The sequence below is a fragment of the Enterobacter sp. EC_50 genome (assembly GCF_019584525.1).
In the GTDB taxonomy this organism is placed as follows: domain Bacteria; phylum Pseudomonadota; class Gammaproteobacteria; order Enterobacterales; family Enterobacteriaceae; genus Enterobacter; species Enterobacter roggenkampii.
Window position 1 is genome coordinate 111,059 of the sequence record NZ_VDAF01000011.1, and the last position, 16,003, is coordinate 127,061.

Annotated in this window: 14 protein-coding genes; 6 read left to right on the forward strand and 8 right to left on the reverse strand. The window is 55.7% G+C overall.

What is annotated here, in order from left to right:
• Positions 1–75: 75 nt before the first annotated feature.
• Both FHC48_RS11205 and FHC48_RS11210 read left to right on the forward strand, forming a co-directional pair.
• A complete protein-coding gene (locus tag FHC48_RS11205; RefSeq protein WP_014884533.1) occupies positions 76–1,452 on the forward strand; it encodes a diaminobutyrate--2-oxoglutarate transaminase in 1,377 nt (458 codons plus the stop codon).
• Positions 1,453–1,470: 18 nt separating this feature from the next.
• Entirely contained in the window at positions 1,471–2,937 is a 1,467-nt protein-coding gene (locus FHC48_RS11210; protein WP_059363940.1) for an aspartate aminotransferase family protein, read from the forward strand.
• Positions 2,938–2,973: 36 nt separating this feature from the next.
• Here FHC48_RS11210 and FHC48_RS11215 read toward each other — a convergent pair whose 3' ends face one another.
• The 4 genes from FHC48_RS11215 to FHC48_RS11230 all read right to left on the reverse strand — a co-directional run bounded on the left by FHC48_RS11215 (position 2,974) and on the right by FHC48_RS11230 (position 7,334).
• Positions 2,974–3,489 carry a protein disulfide oxidoreductase gene (locus FHC48_RS11215; protein WP_059363942.1) on the reverse strand — a complete coding sequence of 172 codons (516 nt, stop codon included), beginning with the start codon at positions 3,487–3,489 and terminating at the stop codon, positions 2,974–2,976.
• Between the two features lie 76 nt (positions 3,490–3,565).
• A complete protein-coding gene (locus FHC48_RS11220; protein ID WP_059363943.1) occupies positions 3,566–5,746 on the reverse strand; it encodes a polysaccharide biosynthesis tyrosine autokinase in 2,181 nt (726 codons plus the stop codon).
• Positions 5,747–5,763: 17 nt separating this feature from the next.
• Complete coding sequence (locus tag FHC48_RS11225) at positions 5,764–6,195, reverse strand: protein-tyrosine-phosphatase (RefSeq protein ID WP_021241484.1); 432 nt, start codon at positions 6,193–6,195, stop codon at positions 5,764–5,766.
• Positions 6,196–6,197: 2 nt separating this feature from the next.
• Positions 6,198–7,334, reverse strand: a complete 1,137-nt coding sequence (locus tag FHC48_RS11230; RefSeq protein WP_008500886.1) for a polysaccharide export protein — start codon at positions 7,332–7,334, stop codon at positions 6,198–6,200.
• 488 nt (positions 7,335–7,822) lie between these two features.
• On the opposite strand from FHC48_RS11230, the gene FHC48_RS11235 reads away from it, so the two are divergent.
• Positions 7,823–8,155, forward strand: a complete 333-nt coding sequence (locus FHC48_RS11235; RefSeq protein ID WP_008500887.1) for an RcnB family protein — start codon at positions 7,823–7,825, stop codon at positions 8,153–8,155.
• Complete coding sequence (locus tag FHC48_RS11240) at positions 8,100–8,585, forward strand: GNAT family N-acetyltransferase (protein ID WP_008500888.1); 486 nt, start codon at positions 8,100–8,102, stop codon at positions 8,583–8,585. The genes FHC48_RS11235 and FHC48_RS11240 overlap by 56 nt, the downstream gene beginning before the upstream one ends.
• A gap of 95 nt (positions 8,586–8,680) precedes the next feature.
• On the opposite strand, the gene apbC is transcribed toward FHC48_RS11240, so the two are convergent.
• The gene (gene apbC / locus FHC48_RS11245; protein ID WP_008500889.1) at positions 8,681–9,790 is read right to left on the reverse strand and encodes an iron-sulfur cluster carrier protein ApbC; all 1,110 of its coding nucleotides are present in this window, start codon (positions 9,788–9,790) and stop codon (positions 8,681–8,683) included.
• Between the two features lie 137 nt (positions 9,791–9,927).
• On the opposite strand from apbC, the gene metG reads away from it, so the two are divergent.
• Positions 9,928–11,961, forward strand: a complete 2,034-nt coding sequence (gene metG / locus FHC48_RS11250) for a methionine--tRNA ligase (protein ID WP_008500890.1) — start codon at positions 9,928–9,930, stop codon at positions 11,959–11,961.
• A gap of 110 nt (positions 11,962–12,071) precedes the next feature.
• Here the strand turns inward: metG and FHC48_RS11255 are convergent, their stop codons facing one another.
• Genes FHC48_RS11255 through FHC48_RS11265 form a run of 3 tightly spaced genes read right to left on the reverse strand, consistent with a single transcriptional unit; the run spans position 12,072 to position 14,987 of the window.
• Positions 12,072–12,542, reverse strand: coding sequence for a DUF1456 family protein (locus FHC48_RS11255; protein WP_008500891.1), 471 nt, complete (start codon positions 12,540–12,542; stop codon positions 12,072–12,074).
• A 46-nt stretch (positions 12,543–12,588) separates the two neighbouring features.
• Entirely contained in the window at positions 12,589–13,308 is a 720-nt protein-coding gene (btsR, locus tag FHC48_RS11260; protein WP_008500892.1) for a two-component system response regulator BtsR, read from the reverse strand.
• The gene (locus FHC48_RS11265) at positions 13,302–14,987 is read right to left on the reverse strand and encodes a sensor histidine kinase (RefSeq protein ID WP_032622865.1); all 1,686 of its coding nucleotides are present in this window, start codon (positions 14,985–14,987) and stop codon (positions 13,302–13,304) included. Before FHC48_RS11265 ends, btsR begins: the two co-directional genes overlap by 7 nt.
• Positions 14,988–15,205: 218 nt before the next feature.
• Here FHC48_RS11265 and mlrA point away from each other — a divergent pair, with 218 nt between their 5' ends.
• Positions 15,206–15,946 carry an HTH-type transcriptional regulator MlrA gene (gene mlrA / locus FHC48_RS11270; RefSeq protein WP_008500894.1) on the forward strand — a complete coding sequence of 247 codons (741 nt, stop codon included), beginning with the start codon at positions 15,206–15,208 and terminating at the stop codon, positions 15,944–15,946.
• The last annotated feature ends 57 nt before the right edge of the window (positions 15,947–16,003 follow it).

Sequence of the window (16,003 nt, forward strand, 5' to 3'; positions counted from 1 at the left end):
TTTTTCAGGCCCCTTCTGTTTTTTAACTTTTTATTCAATCGTGGCTCATAACGAAGCGGCGGTTGTAGGAGTGATATGATGACGGATAAAGTCCGTATTGACACCGTAGATGCCCACAAAAGCAACGAAACCTATCTGGCCCGTCAGGCCGAGTTTGAATCTAACGTCAGGAGTTATCCGCGCAAACTGCCTTTAGCCATCACTAAAGCAGAAGGCGTGTGGATCACCGATGCAGATAATAAAGAATACCTTGACTGTTTAGCAGGTGCAGGGACCCTTGCGCTTGGCCATAACCATCCTGATGTGCTGAAAAGCATCCAAAATGTCATTACCAGCGGCTTGCCGTTACATACTCTGGATCTGACAACGCCTCTGAAAGACGCGTTTTCCGAATACCTGCTCTCTCTGCTGCCTGGTCAGGGCAAAGAGTACTGCCTGCAGTTCACCGGTCCATCCGGTGCTGACGCCGTTGAAGCAGCGCTGAAGCTGGCGAAAAAAGTGACCGGCCGTAGCGGTATCATCAGCTTCTCTGGTGGTTACCACGGCATGACCCACGGCGCACTGTCCGTGACCGGCAACCTGTCACCGAAAGAAGCGGTAGACGGTATGATGCCAGAAGTGCAGTTCATGCCTTACCCGCACGAATACCGTTGCCCGCTGGGTATCGGTGGTGAAGCGGGCGTGAAAGCGCTGACTTACTACTTCGATAACCTGATCAACGACGTTGAAAGCGGCGTGCGTAAACCTGCTGCGGTGATCCTGGAAGCGGTTCAGGGCGAAGGCGGCGTGAACCCGGCTCCGGCTGAGTGGCTGCAGCGCATCCGTAAAGTGACTCAGGAACACGGCATTCTGCTGATCCTCGACGAAGTTCAGGCTGGCTTTGCCCGTACCGGTAAATTCTTCGCCTTCGAACACGCGGGCATCGAGCCAGACATCATCGTGATGTCTAAAGCAGTCGGTGGCGGTCTGCCGCTGGCCGTGCTCGGCATCAAAAAGCAGTTCGACGCATGGGCGCCAGGTCACCACACCGGTACCTTCCGCGGCAACCAGCTGGCGATGGCAACCGGTCTGACGACGCTGAAAATCCTGAAAGACCAGAACATCGCAGGCAAAGTGGCGGCACAGGGCGAATGGCTGAAAGGCCAGCTGAAAGAGATGGCGAAACGTTATCCGGTTATCGGTCACGTTCGCGGTCTGGGCATGATGATCGGTATTGAGATCGTTAAGCCGCACGAAGCCGCTGACCACATGGGCTGCTTCCCGGGCGACGGCGAGCTGTCTGCACTGATTCAGAAGAAGTGCTTCGAAGCCGGTCTGATTCTGGAGCGCGGTGGTCGTAACGGTATCGTTCTGCGTCTGCTGCCTTCACTGCTGATCAGCGATGAAGAGCTGAAGATCTTCCTGGATAAATTTGAGCAGGCACTGCTTGCTGCGGGCGTTCGCCCGGCGTAACCGGAGTTATTGATTACGATGTCTGATTCAAACCCAATTTTGTTCTCCTCTGCGCAGAGCATTGAAGCTTACCAGCAGGCGATTGAACAAAGCACTCAGGCTGTGATGCAGTGGCTGAAACAGCCTGAGATGTACCAGGGCAAAACGGTCGCGGAACTGCGCGACCGTATTAAGCTGGATTTCAACCCGAAAGGGCTGGGCAACGAAGCGGCGATTAAACGCGCCGTGGAGTTCTTCCTGAAAGACAGCCTGTCCGTTCATCACCCGCAGTGTGTGGCGCACCTGCACTGCCCAAGCCTGGTCGTAAGCCAGGCGGCGGAAGTGCTGATCAACGCCACTAACCAGAGTATGGACTCCTGGGATCAAAGCCCGTCCGCAACCATCATCGAGATCAAACTGATCGAGTGGCTGCGTACCCGCGTGGGTTATCAGGCTGGCGACGCCGGTGTCTTCACCAGCGGCGGAACCCAGAGCAACCTGATGGGCCTGATGCTGGCGCGCGATGCGTTCTTTGCGCGTCAGGGTCACTCCGTTCAGCAGGACGGTCTGGTGGGCGATCTGCGTAAGATCCGCGTACTGTGCTCTGAAAACGCGCACTTCTCTGTGCAGAAAAACATGGCGCTGATGGGTCTGGGCTACCAGTCCGTGGTGCAGGTGAAAACGGACGAATTCTCCCGCATGGATCTGACCGATCTGGCGGCGAAAATCGAACAGTGCAATGCGAACGGCGAGCAGATTCTGGCGATCGTCGCAACGGCAGGTACCACCGATGCCGGCGCTATCGATCCGCTGCGCGCCATTGCTGAACTGGCGGCGAAGCAGAACATCTGGGTACACGTTGATGCGGCCTGGGGCGGCGCGCTGCTGATGTCTGAGCAGTATCGTCACTACCTGGACGGCATTGAGCTGGTGGATTCCGTCACCCTGGACTTCCACAAGCAGTTCTTCCAGACCATCAGCTGCGGCGCCTTCCTGCTGAAAGAAGCGCGCCACTATGAGCTGATGCGCTATCAGGCGGCTTACCTGAACTCTGAGTTCGACGAAGAAGCCGGCGTGCCGAACCTGGTGTCCAAATCACTGCAGACCACCCGTCGTTTCGACGCGCTGAAGCTGTGGATGAGCCTGGAAGCGCTGGGTCAGGAGCAATACGCGTCGATCATCGATCACGGCGTGACCCTGGCACAGCAGGTTGCGGCGTACGTGAAATCGCAGCCTGCGCTGGAACTGGTTATGCAGCCGCAGCTGGCAAGCGTGCTGTTCCGCTTCCGTGGCGAGGTGCAGGCAGATGATGCCGGTATCGCCCTGCTGAACCAGAAAATTGGTGATGCGCTGCTGGAATCCGGCCGTGCAAACGTCGGCGTGACCGAGCATAACGGCGTGACCTGCCTGAAGCTGACGCTGCTGAACCCAACCGTGACGCTGGAAGATATCAAAATCCTGCTGTCTCTGGTTGAGCGCACCGCGCAGGAAGTTCTGGCTAAGTAATATAAAACCCCTCTCCCGCCGGGAGAGGGGTTATTCTTATAAGCCCGCCCACCACATCCTGATTTTTAATCCCCAGTAGCTCGTCCAACCCGTTGTGGTACTGACCACGTTTCCCTTCGATACAATGACTAACGTCGGCGTCACGCTCACCTGCCACGCCTGCGACAGCGCACCGTTTTCATCGTTTATCACCGGCATTTTCAGCTGTTTCTTGTCAACCCAGCGTGCAAGCTTTGCGTTATCACCAGAGCGCATGGCGATACTCACCACGTTCCCGCCCTCTTCTGCCAGCTGATTAACCGCAGGCGTGGTGTAACGGCAAATGCTGCACCAGGTCGCCCAGACGTAGATCAGCAGCGGACGCTCCTGGCTGAGCGCCGCAATATCATGCATTTTTCCGTCGATGCTCGTCATCGGTGTTGCACTAAAACTGGCGGGGAGTGTCGGTTTTCGGTATTGATCAACTCCCCACGTCACGGCCAGCGTCAGCAGAACGAGTATTACCCCTTCCCGCGCCCAGCGGCGCAGTCGATTGAATTTGCGGTTATCCATTGTGACCTCGCGTTTTAACGAAGGTCATCTTAACGGGCAATACACCATCACGCTGTAAAGAAATGTCGCGCCAGGGTTACTCCCGGGTATAGCCATAGTCGTAAGCGCTATACCCCGAGTTGTAATAGAGCGACGCCGATTTCACAATGTCATTGAGGATCACGCCATTCACCTTTACGTTCATCCGTTCCATACGCTTAAGGCTGGTCTCGATCTCTTTCACGCTGGTTTTACCAAAGCGGGCGACCAGCAGCGTAGTGGCTGCTGCTCTGGCGATCAGCAAAGCATCCGTCACGGCAAGCACAGGTGGAGTGTCGATAATCACGATGTCATACCGCTTTTCAATCTGCGCCATCACATCCTGGAAGCGTTCACTCATGAGCAGGTCAACGGGATGCGTAGGTTGGGGTCCGCAAGTCAGTACATCAAAACCGCCTTTCTCAAAGCGTTGGACCGCCTCCTGCCACTCAACGGTTCCGTCGAGCACGCAGGACAACCCCCGATGATTGTTCAGCCTGAACACATTGTGGACATACCCTTTACGCATATCCGCATCAATAAACAGCACCCGCTGTCCGGCCTGTGCCACAATCGACGCCAGTGAAGTACTGACCAGCGTCTTTCCGCAGTCCTGCGTGGGGCCAGACACCACGACAACCCGGTTTGCGGTATCCATCATGGTAAAATGCAAACTGGTGCGCAGCCCACGCATCGCCTCGACAAACGTATCAGCCGGACGGTCAATGGGCAGGAAAGGCACGTTGGATATCCTGTGCTTCCAGTGGGAAGTAAACAGGTTTCTCCTGCGCAGGTGCGTTTTTTTCCATAACCATACCGAGCGCGGAAGCGTTACCAGCAGCGGCATCCCGAACTCTTCCAGTTGTTCTGACGAGGTAATGCCCCGCTTGAAGGCGGAACGCACTAAAACCGTTCCGGCAGAGAGGAGCAGCCCTATCATCATACCAAACAGAATGATGAGGGCTTTGCGCGGTTTGACAGGGGCCGGCTGCGTCACCGCCGGGTCTATGATCCGCACATTCCCGATAGCGCTGGAGCGCGAGATGCTCAGCTCTTGCTGACGCGTCAGCAACTGCATGTATACGGCGCGCCCGGATTCAACATCACGACTCAGGCGTAATATTTCCTGCTGCGTGGATGGCATGGAGGAGACGCGGCTATACAGGCGCGCGCGTTCCCGCTCAAGCGTTTGTTTTTTCTCCAGTAAAGCACGGTAGGTGGGATGGCCCTTTTTGAACAGCTGAGAGACCTCTGCCTCGCGAAACGTCAGCGCGTTAAGCTGATTTTCCACGTTAACCACCTGATCAAGAACCGACTTTGCCTCAAGAGATAAATCGACCGAATCGCTTTGCTCTCGATAGGCATTCAGTCGCGCCTCGGCTTCATCCAGTTCGCGACTGATTTTAGGTAACTGATCCTGTAAGAACGTGAGGCTACGGGAATCTTTAGCTTCCTGGCGCGCAATGTTCTGGCTGAGAAAATTTTCGGCAATCGTATTAAGTACCGTAGCGGTCTTGCCGGGATCGTCACCCGTTAACGTTAAGGCGATCATACCACTCTGTTTCGACGACTCCACAACCGTCAGTCTGCTCTGAATGGCGTTGATGGCCTCAAGCCTGGTAACGATGTTGAGGGTAAACTGGGTTCCCGGTGCCGCATTGAGGGAGGTCACCAGAAGAGAGACGCCCTCTTTAAGCAGCGCTTTTCCAACAACGCCTTCTGCCTCAAGCGTTTGTCCCTCAAGACGATATCGCCCTTGCTCGAGAACAGTGAGTAAAAGCGTTTGTGGATCCCCCTCCACAGACGGAATATTCAGCGAGCCAATCGTGATTTCAGCGGGGTTGTGCCCCTGCACGTGCTCCCAGAAAGCCCCTATGACGGGGAACAAGCGCCTATTAACCTCGTAGGTCAGCCCTAACCGATCAACGGTCTGTCCGAGGACCATCCGTGATTTAAGGAGTAAAAGTTCTGGAGCGACATCGGGTGAGAGATCGGATCTGAGCGAGGTCAGGTTCTTGAGCAGCGCGTTGCCCTGCTTCGCTTCGACCTGCACCAGGGCATCAGCCTGATAAACCGGCGTGACGCTGAAGGCGTAGATCCCCGCACATACCGTGAACAGAAGCGTAACACACGCGATCATTACCCGGTGATCGAACATCTCAGCAAGCAACTGAATGAGATCCATTTCGTTATTCTGCGGTGTCGCAGCACTATATTTGTCTGATTTAGAAGACGACATTACGGCTTCATTCCTTGTTAACTCAAACGACGAGCCCATTCCTGACTGGCTTTCCCCAATTGCCCGAAAACATATTCAAAGGCTTCACGGCTTTTGCGATACGGGTCGGGAATGTCCTGGGTTTCCAGCCATTGTCCAAATAGCAGCGATTTTCCCCGATTCTCCGGGGCCATTGTGGCAATAAAACGAAGGTGTTCCGGCTCCATCACCAGAATCAAGTCGGACTGTTGCAACAGACTGCACGTCACCCTGCGGGCAACGTGCCCCTCCAGCGAAAGGCCGTGACGCAAGGCCACAGCCTGCGCACTCGCATCCGCCGGGCGTCCTTCTAGTCCGAAAATACCTGCAGAGGTGACCTGCCTGCCGGGTAATTGCTGACGCAATAGCCGCTCACCAATGGGTGAGCGGCAAATATTGCCGGTGCAGACCACTAAGATCGAATGGAACATGACTACGGCCACGATCGGATGTTACGAACGGTTTCGGTCAGGTCATGTACGCCGCTGATGGTGGGCACCAGTTGGGAGATCACGCGATTCCAGCGCGATAGCGGTGCCGTGGTGACGTAGACAATGTCATACGGCTCAAGCTGGAATTCCGTACCCAGCACCATGGCTGAAGCATCTTCCGCATTCAGCTGATAGATATTGGCGATTTTGTCGGTGTCACCTTTTTTCGATACCTGGCGAATAACAAAAATGCCGGTTGCATCGGCCATATTTTGGTTAAGCCCCCCGGCATTTCCCAGGGCCTCGGCCAACGTCATGCCGCTACGATCCATCTTAAGGGTGCTCTGTTTCACCACCTCGCCCATTACGAACACTTTCAGCGCGTCGTTCCGGGGAACAAACAGGATATCGCCAGGATAAAGCAGCTTATTTTGGGTCAAATCGCCATGCTGCATCAGGGCATAGAGTGAGAGGTGGGCGTCCTGTCCATTGTGTGTGAGCACGACGTTACGCCAGTCGGCATCCGCCGAGAGCCCACCCGCGGCGTTAATCGCATCCATCACCGTCAGCGGAATATTGGTTATCGGCTGTTGACCCGATTTTTCCACCTCTCCGGTGACGTAGGCTTTTTGTGAACGGAAGGAGGCTACGCTGACGTCCACCTGCGGACTCTCAATGACGCTATCCAGTCGAGCCGTAATCTCTTCACGTACCTGTGAAACCGTTTTTCCTGCCACCCGCAGTTTACCGACATAGGGATAAAAGAGCGTACCGTCAGCGTTGACCCAGTTGCCTGTATCGCTCGCGCTACGATATTGTCCTGCGGGCGTTGTTAATTCAGGGTGATCCCAGACGGTGACCGTCAGGATGTCGCCTGCACCAATACGGTATTCCCAGTTTTTGATCTGCTTGTCCAGATTAGGATTTGCCTGAGATTTCGACACGGGCGGGCGCAGTTTTTCAATCCACTCCGGGGTCAGCGGAAAAATTTCCACGCGCTTATCAAGCTGATAATTTGCCTCTTCCGCCGAAATAACTTTCTTACCTGACACACTTAAGTTCTGACCAGGTGAAAAAACACACCCTGTTAACTGACTAATACTGAGAAATAACAGCGAAAATGCAGTTGTACTTTTCATTAATATAAATATTTCTTTTTAACGTTGCGTTTATCGTTAAGCCTGTAAAAAGACCCAATCCAACCCCATGAAATGTAATCAATTATGCTTATGAGAGATGAACTTCCTGTCCTTATAAAACACACCTCACCCGCGTTTTAAAAAACAGATCCTATACTCGATCTGGTTAAAAAAACGGATGTCAGCACGCTTCATCCGGAGGCAATATTAAATGCTCTTCAGAGAGAAAGCATTCGCCTCGCTTTCTAACTTTGATATGGAAAGTTATTTTCAGAATTAATTAATGAAATGATAAATATTAAAAATATAATGCATCGACAATATTCCCGACACTGATAAACATCACGCAATTGGGCTACACAAAATCGTCCACTTTTGTTACATTTTTTTTCAAACATACCCTGCGTGGATACTTAAAATGGACTGTCTGCTTCGCTTTCGACGTCCCGCAGACGAAAAGTATCTGTAACGATATCACTGGAGAAAAAATGGCTAAGCGTAAACTGCTGCTTCTGGGTGTATTACTGTCTCTGGCGGGATCCGCATTCTCTGCCCCGCAAACGGCCGCTGCACCCTCCGGCATCAAGGCCTATGAAGAACAAGAGTTCATCGCTGACTTCACGAAATTCAAGATTGGCGACACGGCGCCGGCGCAGTATCAAACGCCGGAGTACACCATCAAACAGTACCAGCTGCGTAACCTGCCGGCTCCGGATGCCGGGACCCACTGGACCTACATGGGCGAGAACTACGTGCTGATCGGCGATGCGGACGGCAAAATCTACAAAGCCTATAACGGAGATATTTTCTATCACCGCTAAGACCATTCTGATCCGCCCCTGGCAGGAAAGCGATCGTCCTTTCCTGCGCACGCTCTTTCTCCACGCCCGGCGTGAGGCATGGCCATGGCTGGACAGCTCAGACTGGCAGCTTGAAGACTTTGACGCGGCCACCCGTGACGAAGTGATTTGGGTTGCCACGCAGAACGGCCATCGCCTGGGCTTTGCCTCCGTCTGGGCGAACGATAATTTTCTGCACAACCTCTTTGTTGACCCGCAGTATCAAAGCCACGGCGTCGGGAAAATGCTTCTGGAACAGGTGCAGAAGACGTTTACCAGTACGGGTTCGCTTAAGTGTCTGGTGAAGAATGCGCGGGCTGTCGCGTTTTACCAGCGGCACGGCTGGCACATTGAGGCGACGGGGGATTCTCCGGAGGGAGAGTATTATTTGATGCACTATCGGCTTGGGTAAAGTCAGGTGGCGCTTCGCTTACCTGACCTTCAAAACCGTATTTCGTAGGCCGGGTAAGGCGAAGCCGCCACCCGGCACTAAGCGAAGAAGAGGTATTACACCGCGCGGAACGCGATTTCGCCCGGGATGACTTCGCCCTGCCAGTAAAGCTGCGCCGCAACGCGTCCCGCCAGCTGACGATACATCTCTGCAAATTCGCTGTCCGGACGGCTGACCACCGTCGGCTTGCCGCTGTCCAGATCTTCACGCAGGGTAATGTGCAGCGGCATCTGTCCCAGCAGTTGGGTGTGATACTTCGCAGCCAGTTTTTCTGCCCCGCCCGTACCGAAGATAGGTTCATGGTGACCGCAGTTGCTGCAGATGTGCATGCTCATGTTCTCAACGATACCGAGCACCGGCACTTCCACCTTCTCGAACATCACGATGCCTTTTTTGGCGTCGATCAGCGCGATATCCTGCGGCGTGGTCACCACAACGGCACCCGTCACCGGAATGTTCTGCGCCAGCGTGAGCTGAATATCACCGGTGCCCGGCGGCATGTCCAGCACCAGATAATCCAGATCCGGCCACATCGTCTCCTGCAGCATCTGCAGCAGCGCTTTGCTGGCCATCGGGCCGCGCCAGACCATGGCGTTATCGTCAGTCACCAGGTAACCGATGGAGTTGGTCGCCAGACCGTGCGCCATGATCGGCGCCATGTGGGTCCCATCGGGCGAGGTTGGACGCTGGTTTTCCGCGCCCAGCATGTTTGGAATAGACGGGCCGTAGATGTCGGCATCAAGAATACCGACCTTTGCCCCTTCCGCTGCCAGCGCCAGCGCCAGGTTTACGGCAGTAGAGGATTTCCCCACCCCGCCCTTGCCCGAGCTGACGGCAATGATGTTTTTCACGCCGTTGACGCCAGGCTGGTTTTTCACGCGCTTCAGCGTGGCGATGCTGTGGCTCAGCTTCCAGTCGATCGCCTTCGCGCCGGTAATGCGCAGCAGCTCGGCGCTGGTCTGCTCTTTCAGCGCGTCAAAGGCGCTGGTCCAGACGAACGGCATCTGCAGCTCAACGTGCAGCGTGTCGTCCAGCCAGGCAACGTGGTGTAACGCTTTCAGCGTAGTGAGATTGTGCTTCAGGGTTGGATGCTGAAAGTTAGCCAGCGTCCCGGCGACCATTGCTCGTAAGGCTTCCGGTGATTTGGCCTGGGATTGAGAACTCATCCCGACTCCTTTGTTCTTGTGAATAAGACCTTAGATGAACAAGTTTACCTGAAAGGCCGTGGTTTGTGCTTACTTAATAATGCCCCTTTTGGTAATATCAAAAACCCTTTTCACAGTTAAAAGAAGTAATGCCTACTATGACTCAAGTCGCGAAGAAAATTCTGGTAACGTGCGCACTGCCGTACGCCAACGGCTCAATCCACCTCGGCCACATGCTGGAGCATATCCAGGCTGATGTCTGGGTCCGTTACCAGCGAATGCGCGGCCACGAGGTTAACTTCATCTGTGCGGACGATGCCCACGGCACGCCGATCATGCTGAAAGCGCAGCAGCTGGGGATCTCCCCGGAGCAGATGATTGCCGAAATGAGTCAGGAGCATCAGACCGATTTTGCTGGCTTTGACATCAGCTATGACAACTATCACTCCACGCACAGCGACGAAAACCGCGAGCTGTCGGAGCTGATCTACACCCGTCTGAAAGAGAACGGTTTTATCAAAAACCGCACCATCTCTCAGCTGTACGATCCGGAAAAAGGCATGTTCCTGCCGGACCGCTTCGTCAAAGGCACCTGTCCGAAATGTAAATCCCCGGACCAGTACGGCGATAACTGCGAAGTGTGCGGCGCGACCTACAGCCCAACCGAGCTTATCGAGCCGAAATCCGTGGTTTCCGGCGCCACGCCTGTGATGCGTGACTCAGAGCACTTCTTCTTCGACCTGCCGTCCTTCAGCGAAATGCTGCAGGCATGGACCCGCAGCGGCGCGCTGCAGGAGCAGGTAGCGAACAAGATGCAGGAGTGGTTCGAATCCGGCCTGCAGCAGTGGGATATCTCCCGCGATGCGCCGTATTTCGGCTTCGAAATCCCGAATGCACCGGGCAAATACTTCTACGTCTGGCTGGACGCGCCAATCGGCTACATGGGCTCCTTCAAGAACCTGTGCGACAAGCGTGGCGACACCGTCAGCTTCGACGAATACTGGAAGAAAGACTCTACCGCCGAGCTGTACCACTTCATCGGCAAAGACATCGTTTACTTCCACAGCCTGTTCTGGCCGGCCATGCTGGAAGGCAGCAACTTCCGCAAGCCAACCAACCTGTTTGTTCACGGCTACGTGACGGTGAACGGCGCCAAGATGTCCAAGTCCCGCGGGACGTTCATCAAGGCCAGCACCTGGCTGAACCACTTCGACGCGGACAGCCTGCGCTACTACTACACCGCGAAGCTCTCTTCCCGCATCGACGATATCGACCTGAACCTGGAAGATTTCGTGCAGCGCGTGAACGCGGACATCGTGAACAAGGTGGTGAACCTGGCGTCCCGTAACGCGGGCTTTATTGCCAAGCGCTTTGACGGCGTGCTTTCTGCCGAACTGGCCGATCCGGCGCTGTATAAAACCTTCACCGATGCCGCCGCTGCGGTTGGCGAAGCCTGGGAAAGCCGTGAATTCGGTAAAGCGATTCGCGAAATCATGGCGCTGGCCGACGTTGCCAACCGCTATGTGGACGAGCAGGCCCCGTGGGTGGTCGCGAAACAGGAAGGCCGTGACGCCGACCTGCAGGCGATCTGCACCATGGGTCTGAACATGTTCCGCGTGCTGATGACCTGGCTGAAGCCGGTTCTGCCGCAGCTGGCAGCCCGCGCTGAAGCGTTCCTGAACACCGAACTGACCTGGGATGCTATTCAGCAGCCGCTGCTCGGCCACAAGGTCAACACCTTCAAAGCGCTGTACAACCGCATCGAGATGAAGCAGGTTGAAGCCCTGGTGGAAGCCTCTAAAGAAGAGGTGAAGGCAGCTGCGGCACCGGTCACCGGCCCGCTGGCGGACGATCCGATTCAGGAAACCATTACCTTTGACGATTTCGCCAAAGTCGACCTGCGCGTGGCGCTGATCGAGAACGCGGAGTTCGTGGACGGCTCTGACAAGCTGCTGCGCCTGACGCTGGATCTGGGCGGCGAGAAGCGCAACGTCTTCTCCGGGATCCGCTCTGCCTATCCGGATCCGCAGGTGCTGATCGGCCGTCAGACCGTGATGGTGGCGAACCTGGCGCCGCGCAAAATGCGCTTCGGCATCTCTGAGGGGATGGTGATGGCCGCAGGCCCTGGCGGGAAAGATATCTTTCTGTTAAGCCCTGACGAAGGCGCGAAGCCGGGCCAGCAGGTGAAATAACAAAAAAGCCGGAGATTATCTCCGGCTTTTTTTTGCCCGGCGGCGCTACGCCTGCACGGGCCTACGGGTTTTGTAGGCCGGGTAAGGCGAAGCCGCCACCCGGCTAAACATCACGCCTTCGGGTGATGTACCCGGTGGGTCAGCCCGCGCAGGAAATTACGCAGGAACTGGTCGCCGCACTCGCGGTAGTTTTTATGATCCGGTGCGCGCATCATGGCGGTCACTTCCGGCACGGATACGCGGAATTTTTGCTCGGTCATGATCGCCACGATATCGTCCGTTTTCAGCGAGAACGCGATACGCAGCTTTTTCAGCACCGTGTTGTTGTTCACCCGACGCTCCAGCGCCAGCTCTGGCGCGGCCGGATCTTTGCCGCGCTTATCGTAAATCAGGCCGTTCAGGAAGCCCGACAGAATGATATCAGGGCAGCGGACAAACCCCTCTTCGTCTTCTTTGGTCATCCACGTGTCAAAACTGGCAGACGTGGATTCCATGTCGGAAAGCGCAAGAATGCGCACCATGTCGTTATTGTTCGCTTTCAGGGTGTAGCGCAGGCTACGAAGAATATCGTTACTTAGCATAGTGCCTTCGAATGTCGATGATGCAATGGCGCGCAGTGTACCAGCTTTACAGCCCAATCGCCTCTTTCAAACTCTTCAGGTAGCGGCGGCTGACCGGGACGGTTTGCCCGGCGCGCAGCACCAGCTCGGCTTGGCCGTTATCTTCCAGGCGGATCTCCTTCAGATGCGCCATATTCACCAGGTACTGGCGGTGACAGCGAATCAGCGGCGTGCGGCTCTCCAGCGTGCGCAGGGTCAGCTCGGTAAACCCTTCGTTCCCTTCCGCGCTGGTAACAAATACCCCGCTCAGGCGGCTGCTGACAAAGGCCACATCATCCATCTGCAGAAGATAGATCCGGCTGTGCCCGGTGCAGGGGATAAACTTCAGCGGCTGCTGGTTCTCCGCCAGCAGCGTGACGTCCTGCACGGTGCGCTCCTGGCGTAAACGGGTGAGCGTTTTATCCAGACGCTTCTCTTCAATCGGCTTGAGTAAATAATCAAACGCATGCTCCTCAAAGGCCTTAACGGCATATTCGTCGAACGCCGTCAGAAACACGATGTAGGGACGATGGTCCGGGTCAAGCATGCCGACCATCTCCAGCCCGCTGATGCGGGGCATCTGAATATCAAGGAACAGCACGTCCGGGCGCAGCTTGTGCACCGCGCCGATAGCCTCAATGGCGTTGGCGCACTCCCCCACAATCTCAATATCCGGCTGCTCCTGCAGCAGAACGCGCAGGTTTTCCCGTGCCAGCGGCTCGTCATCCACAATCAGCACTTTTAACATGCGTTTTCCTCCAGCGGCAGTCGTAGGGTAATACGGGTAAATCGGTCGGGCTCGCAGGCGACGGTAATGCCACAGTCATCGCCAAAATGGGCGCGCAGGCGTTTATCCACCAGGCTCATCCCTAATCCGCCGGAGGCGGAAGGCTGATAAAGCCCGGCATTATCTTCAATATCCAGCACCAGGTGATGGTTGAATCGGCTGGCGGCAATGGTTATCTCCCCCCTTCCCAGCAGCTGTGATGTACCGTGCTTAATGGCGTTTTCGACAATCGGCTGCAGGGTAAAGGCCGGAAGATGCTGATACGCCAGCTCGTCCGGCACGGAGAGCGACACCTGCAGACGCGACTGGAAACGCGCCTGCTCAATCTGCAGATAGGCATTCACGTGCTCAATCTCATCGGCGAGGGTCACGATCTCCGACGGCCGTTTCAGGTTCTTGCGGAAAAAGGTCGACAGAAACTGCACCAGCTGCGCGGCCTGATCGCTGTCGCGGCGGATCACCGCTTTGAGCGTATTGAGGGCGTTGAACAGGAAATGCGGATTGACCTGCGCATGCAGCAGCTTAATCTCCGACTGCGTCAGCAGGGCTTTCTGCCGCTCATACTGCCCGGCGAGGATTTGCGCGGACAGCAGCTGGGCGATCCCCTCCCCCAGCGTGCGGTTGATGGAGCTGAACAGACGGTTTTTCGCCTCATACAGCTTGATGGTGCCCATCACCCGCTGATTCTCGCCGCGAAGCGGAATCACCAGCGTGGAGCCCAGCTTGCACTGGGGATGCAGCGAACAGCGGTAAGGCACTTCGTTACCGTCGGCATACACCACCTCGCCGGTTTCGATGGCGCGCAGCGTATAGGCTGAGGAGATCGGCTTGCCCGGCAGATGGTGATCGTCGCCCGTACCGGTAAAGGCCAGCAGCTTTTCCCGATCGGTTATCGCCACCGCGCCGATATCCAGCTCCTTGTAGAGCACCTGGGCCACCTTCATGCTGTTCTCTTCGTTGAACCCCTGGCGCAGGATCCCTTCCGTCGAGGCGGCAACCTTCAGCGCCGTGGCGGAAAAGGCCGAGGTGTACTTCTCAAACATGGCGCGCTTGTCGAGCAGGATGCGCATAAACAGCGCCGCGCCCACGGTATTGGTCACCATCATCGGAGCGGCAATGCTGCTGACCAGGTGCAGCGCATCCTCAAACGGACGGGCAATCAGCAGAATGATCGCCATCTGCGCCATTTCGGCCACAAAGGTAATGGCACCGGCGGTGAGCGGACTAAATACCTTGTCCGGGCGACCGCGCTTGATCATATAGCTGTGCACCAGACCGCCGAGAAGCCCTTCAACGATCGTGGAGATCATACAGCTCAGCGCCGTCATCCCGCCCATGGAATAGCGATGCAGCCCCCCGGTTAAACCGACAAGCCCCCCGACGACGGGACCGCCGAGCAGCCCGCCCATCACCGCGCCGATAGCGCGCGTATTGGCAATAGAGTCTTCGATATGAAGACCAAACCAGGTCCCCATAATGCAGAATATGGAAAATACGACGTAGCAGAGGAATTTGTGCGGCAGACGGACGGTGACCTGCATCAGCGGGATAAACAGGCGCGTTTTGCTCATCAGCCAGGCAATGACCAGAAACACGCACATCTGCTGAAGCAACAGCAGCACCAGGTTAAACTCGTACATACTCAAAACCGCACACGCTAAAAAACGCGTAACATACACGGATGCGGCTCAACTTTCTTTGAAGCATCCCAAAAAAGCGCAAAATCGTGCCCGTTATCACACCTTTTTCAGAATATCGCATACGCTTCGCATTATTTGCGTAAAAAACAATCAATTCTTCCTGGTTCGGCAAAGTGGGTCTACAGTTAAGCTGGGGACGCGTAAGCCAGGGGGCGAATATGGCGCTTTACACGATCGGTGAAGTGGCACTCCTTTGTGATATCAATCCCGTTACCCTACGGGCGTGGCAGCGACGGTATGGATTACTCAAACCGCAGAGGACCGACGGTGGGCATCGCCTTTTTAATGATGACGATATCGACCGCATTCGCGAAATCAAAAGCTGGATCGACAACGGCGTGCAGGTTGGGAAAGTGAAGTCCCTGCTGAGCCACGACGACCCGGATACGCAACATCTCTGGCGCGAACAACAGGAAACCCTGCTGCGGCTCCTGCAGGCGGGCAACCTGCAGCGCCTGCGTGGATGGATAAAAGAGCAGGGTCGCGATTATCCGGCGCAGACGCTGATATCCCATCTTTTCATTCCACTCCGGCGACGCCTGCAGTGCCAGCAGTCCACCCTGCAGGCGCTGCTCAGCATGCTCGACGGCGTGCTGATCAACTACATTGCCGTCTGCCTTGCCTCAGCGAAGAACAAAGCCGGAAAAGATGCGCTGGTGGTGGGCTGGAACGTACACGACACCACCCGCCTGTGGCTGGAAGCGTGGATAGCCACCCAAAAGGGCTGGCGCGTGGATGTTCTGGCGCACTCGCTGGCGCAGCTCAGACCTGAGTTTTTCGACGGCCAGACCCTGCTGGTCTGGTGTGGCGAAGTGCCGTCCGCCTCGCAGCAACAGCTGCTGACAGAATGGCGTGAAAATGGTTACCCGGTCTATTCCCTTGGTCCGGATGAGCCATAACGGCATTTAATGGTTCATTAACAGCTGCGCTTCACCGTATAATTGTTCCGTTAACAA

What these genes read in the sequence shown, in the direction of transcription:
- FHC48_RS11205 (WP_014884533.1), top strand. Translation starts at nt 76, where the DNA reads ATGATGACGGATAAAGTCCGTATTGACACCGTAGATGCCCACAAAAGC.
- FHC48_RS11220 (WP_059363943.1), bottom strand. Translation starts at nt 5,746, where the DNA reads ATGTCGTCTTCTAAATCAGACAAATATAGTGCTGCGACACCGCAGAAT.
- FHC48_RS11255 (WP_008500891.1), bottom strand. Translation starts at nt 12,542, where the DNA reads ATGCTAAGTAACGATATTCTTCGTAGCCTGCGCTACACCCTGAAAGCG.
- FHC48_RS11215 (WP_059363942.1), bottom strand. Translation starts at nt 3,489, where the DNA reads ATGGATAACCGCAAATTCAATCGACTGCGCCGCTGGGCGCGGGAAGGG.
- FHC48_RS11240 (WP_008500888.1), top strand. Translation starts at nt 8,100, where the DNA reads ATGCGGACGGCAAAATCTACAAAGCCTATAACGGAGATATTTTCTATC.
- btsR (WP_008500892.1), bottom strand. Translation starts at nt 13,308, where the DNA reads ATGTTAAAAGTGCTGATTGTGGATGACGAGCCGCTGGCACGGGAAAAC.
- FHC48_RS11225 (WP_021241484.1), bottom strand. Translation starts at nt 6,195, where the DNA reads ATGTTCCATTCGATCTTAGTGGTCTGCACCGGCAATATTTGCCGCTCA.
- FHC48_RS11210 (WP_059363940.1), top strand. Translation starts at nt 1,471, where the DNA reads ATGTCTGATTCAAACCCAATTTTGTTCTCCTCTGCGCAGAGCATTGAA.
- apbC (WP_008500889.1), bottom strand. Translation starts at nt 9,790, where the DNA reads ATGAGTTCTCAATCCCAGGCCAAATCACCGGAAGCCTTACGAGCAATG.
- FHC48_RS11235 (WP_008500887.1), top strand. Translation starts at nt 7,823, where the DNA reads ATGGCTAAGCGTAAACTGCTGCTTCTGGGTGTATTACTGTCTCTGGCG.
- mlrA (WP_008500894.1), top strand. Translation starts at nt 15,206, where the DNA reads ATGGCGCTTTACACGATCGGTGAAGTGGCACTCCTTTGTGATATCAAT.
- FHC48_RS11230 (WP_008500886.1), bottom strand. Translation starts at nt 7,334, where the DNA reads ATGAAAAGTACAACTGCATTTTCGCTGTTATTTCTCAGTATTAGTCAG.
- FHC48_RS11265 (WP_032622865.1), bottom strand. Translation starts at nt 14,987, where the DNA reads ATGTACGAGTTTAACCTGGTGCTGCTGTTGCTTCAGCAGATGTGCGTG.
- metG (WP_008500890.1), top strand. Translation starts at nt 9,928, where the DNA reads ATGACTCAAGTCGCGAAGAAAATTCTGGTAACGTGCGCACTGCCGTAC.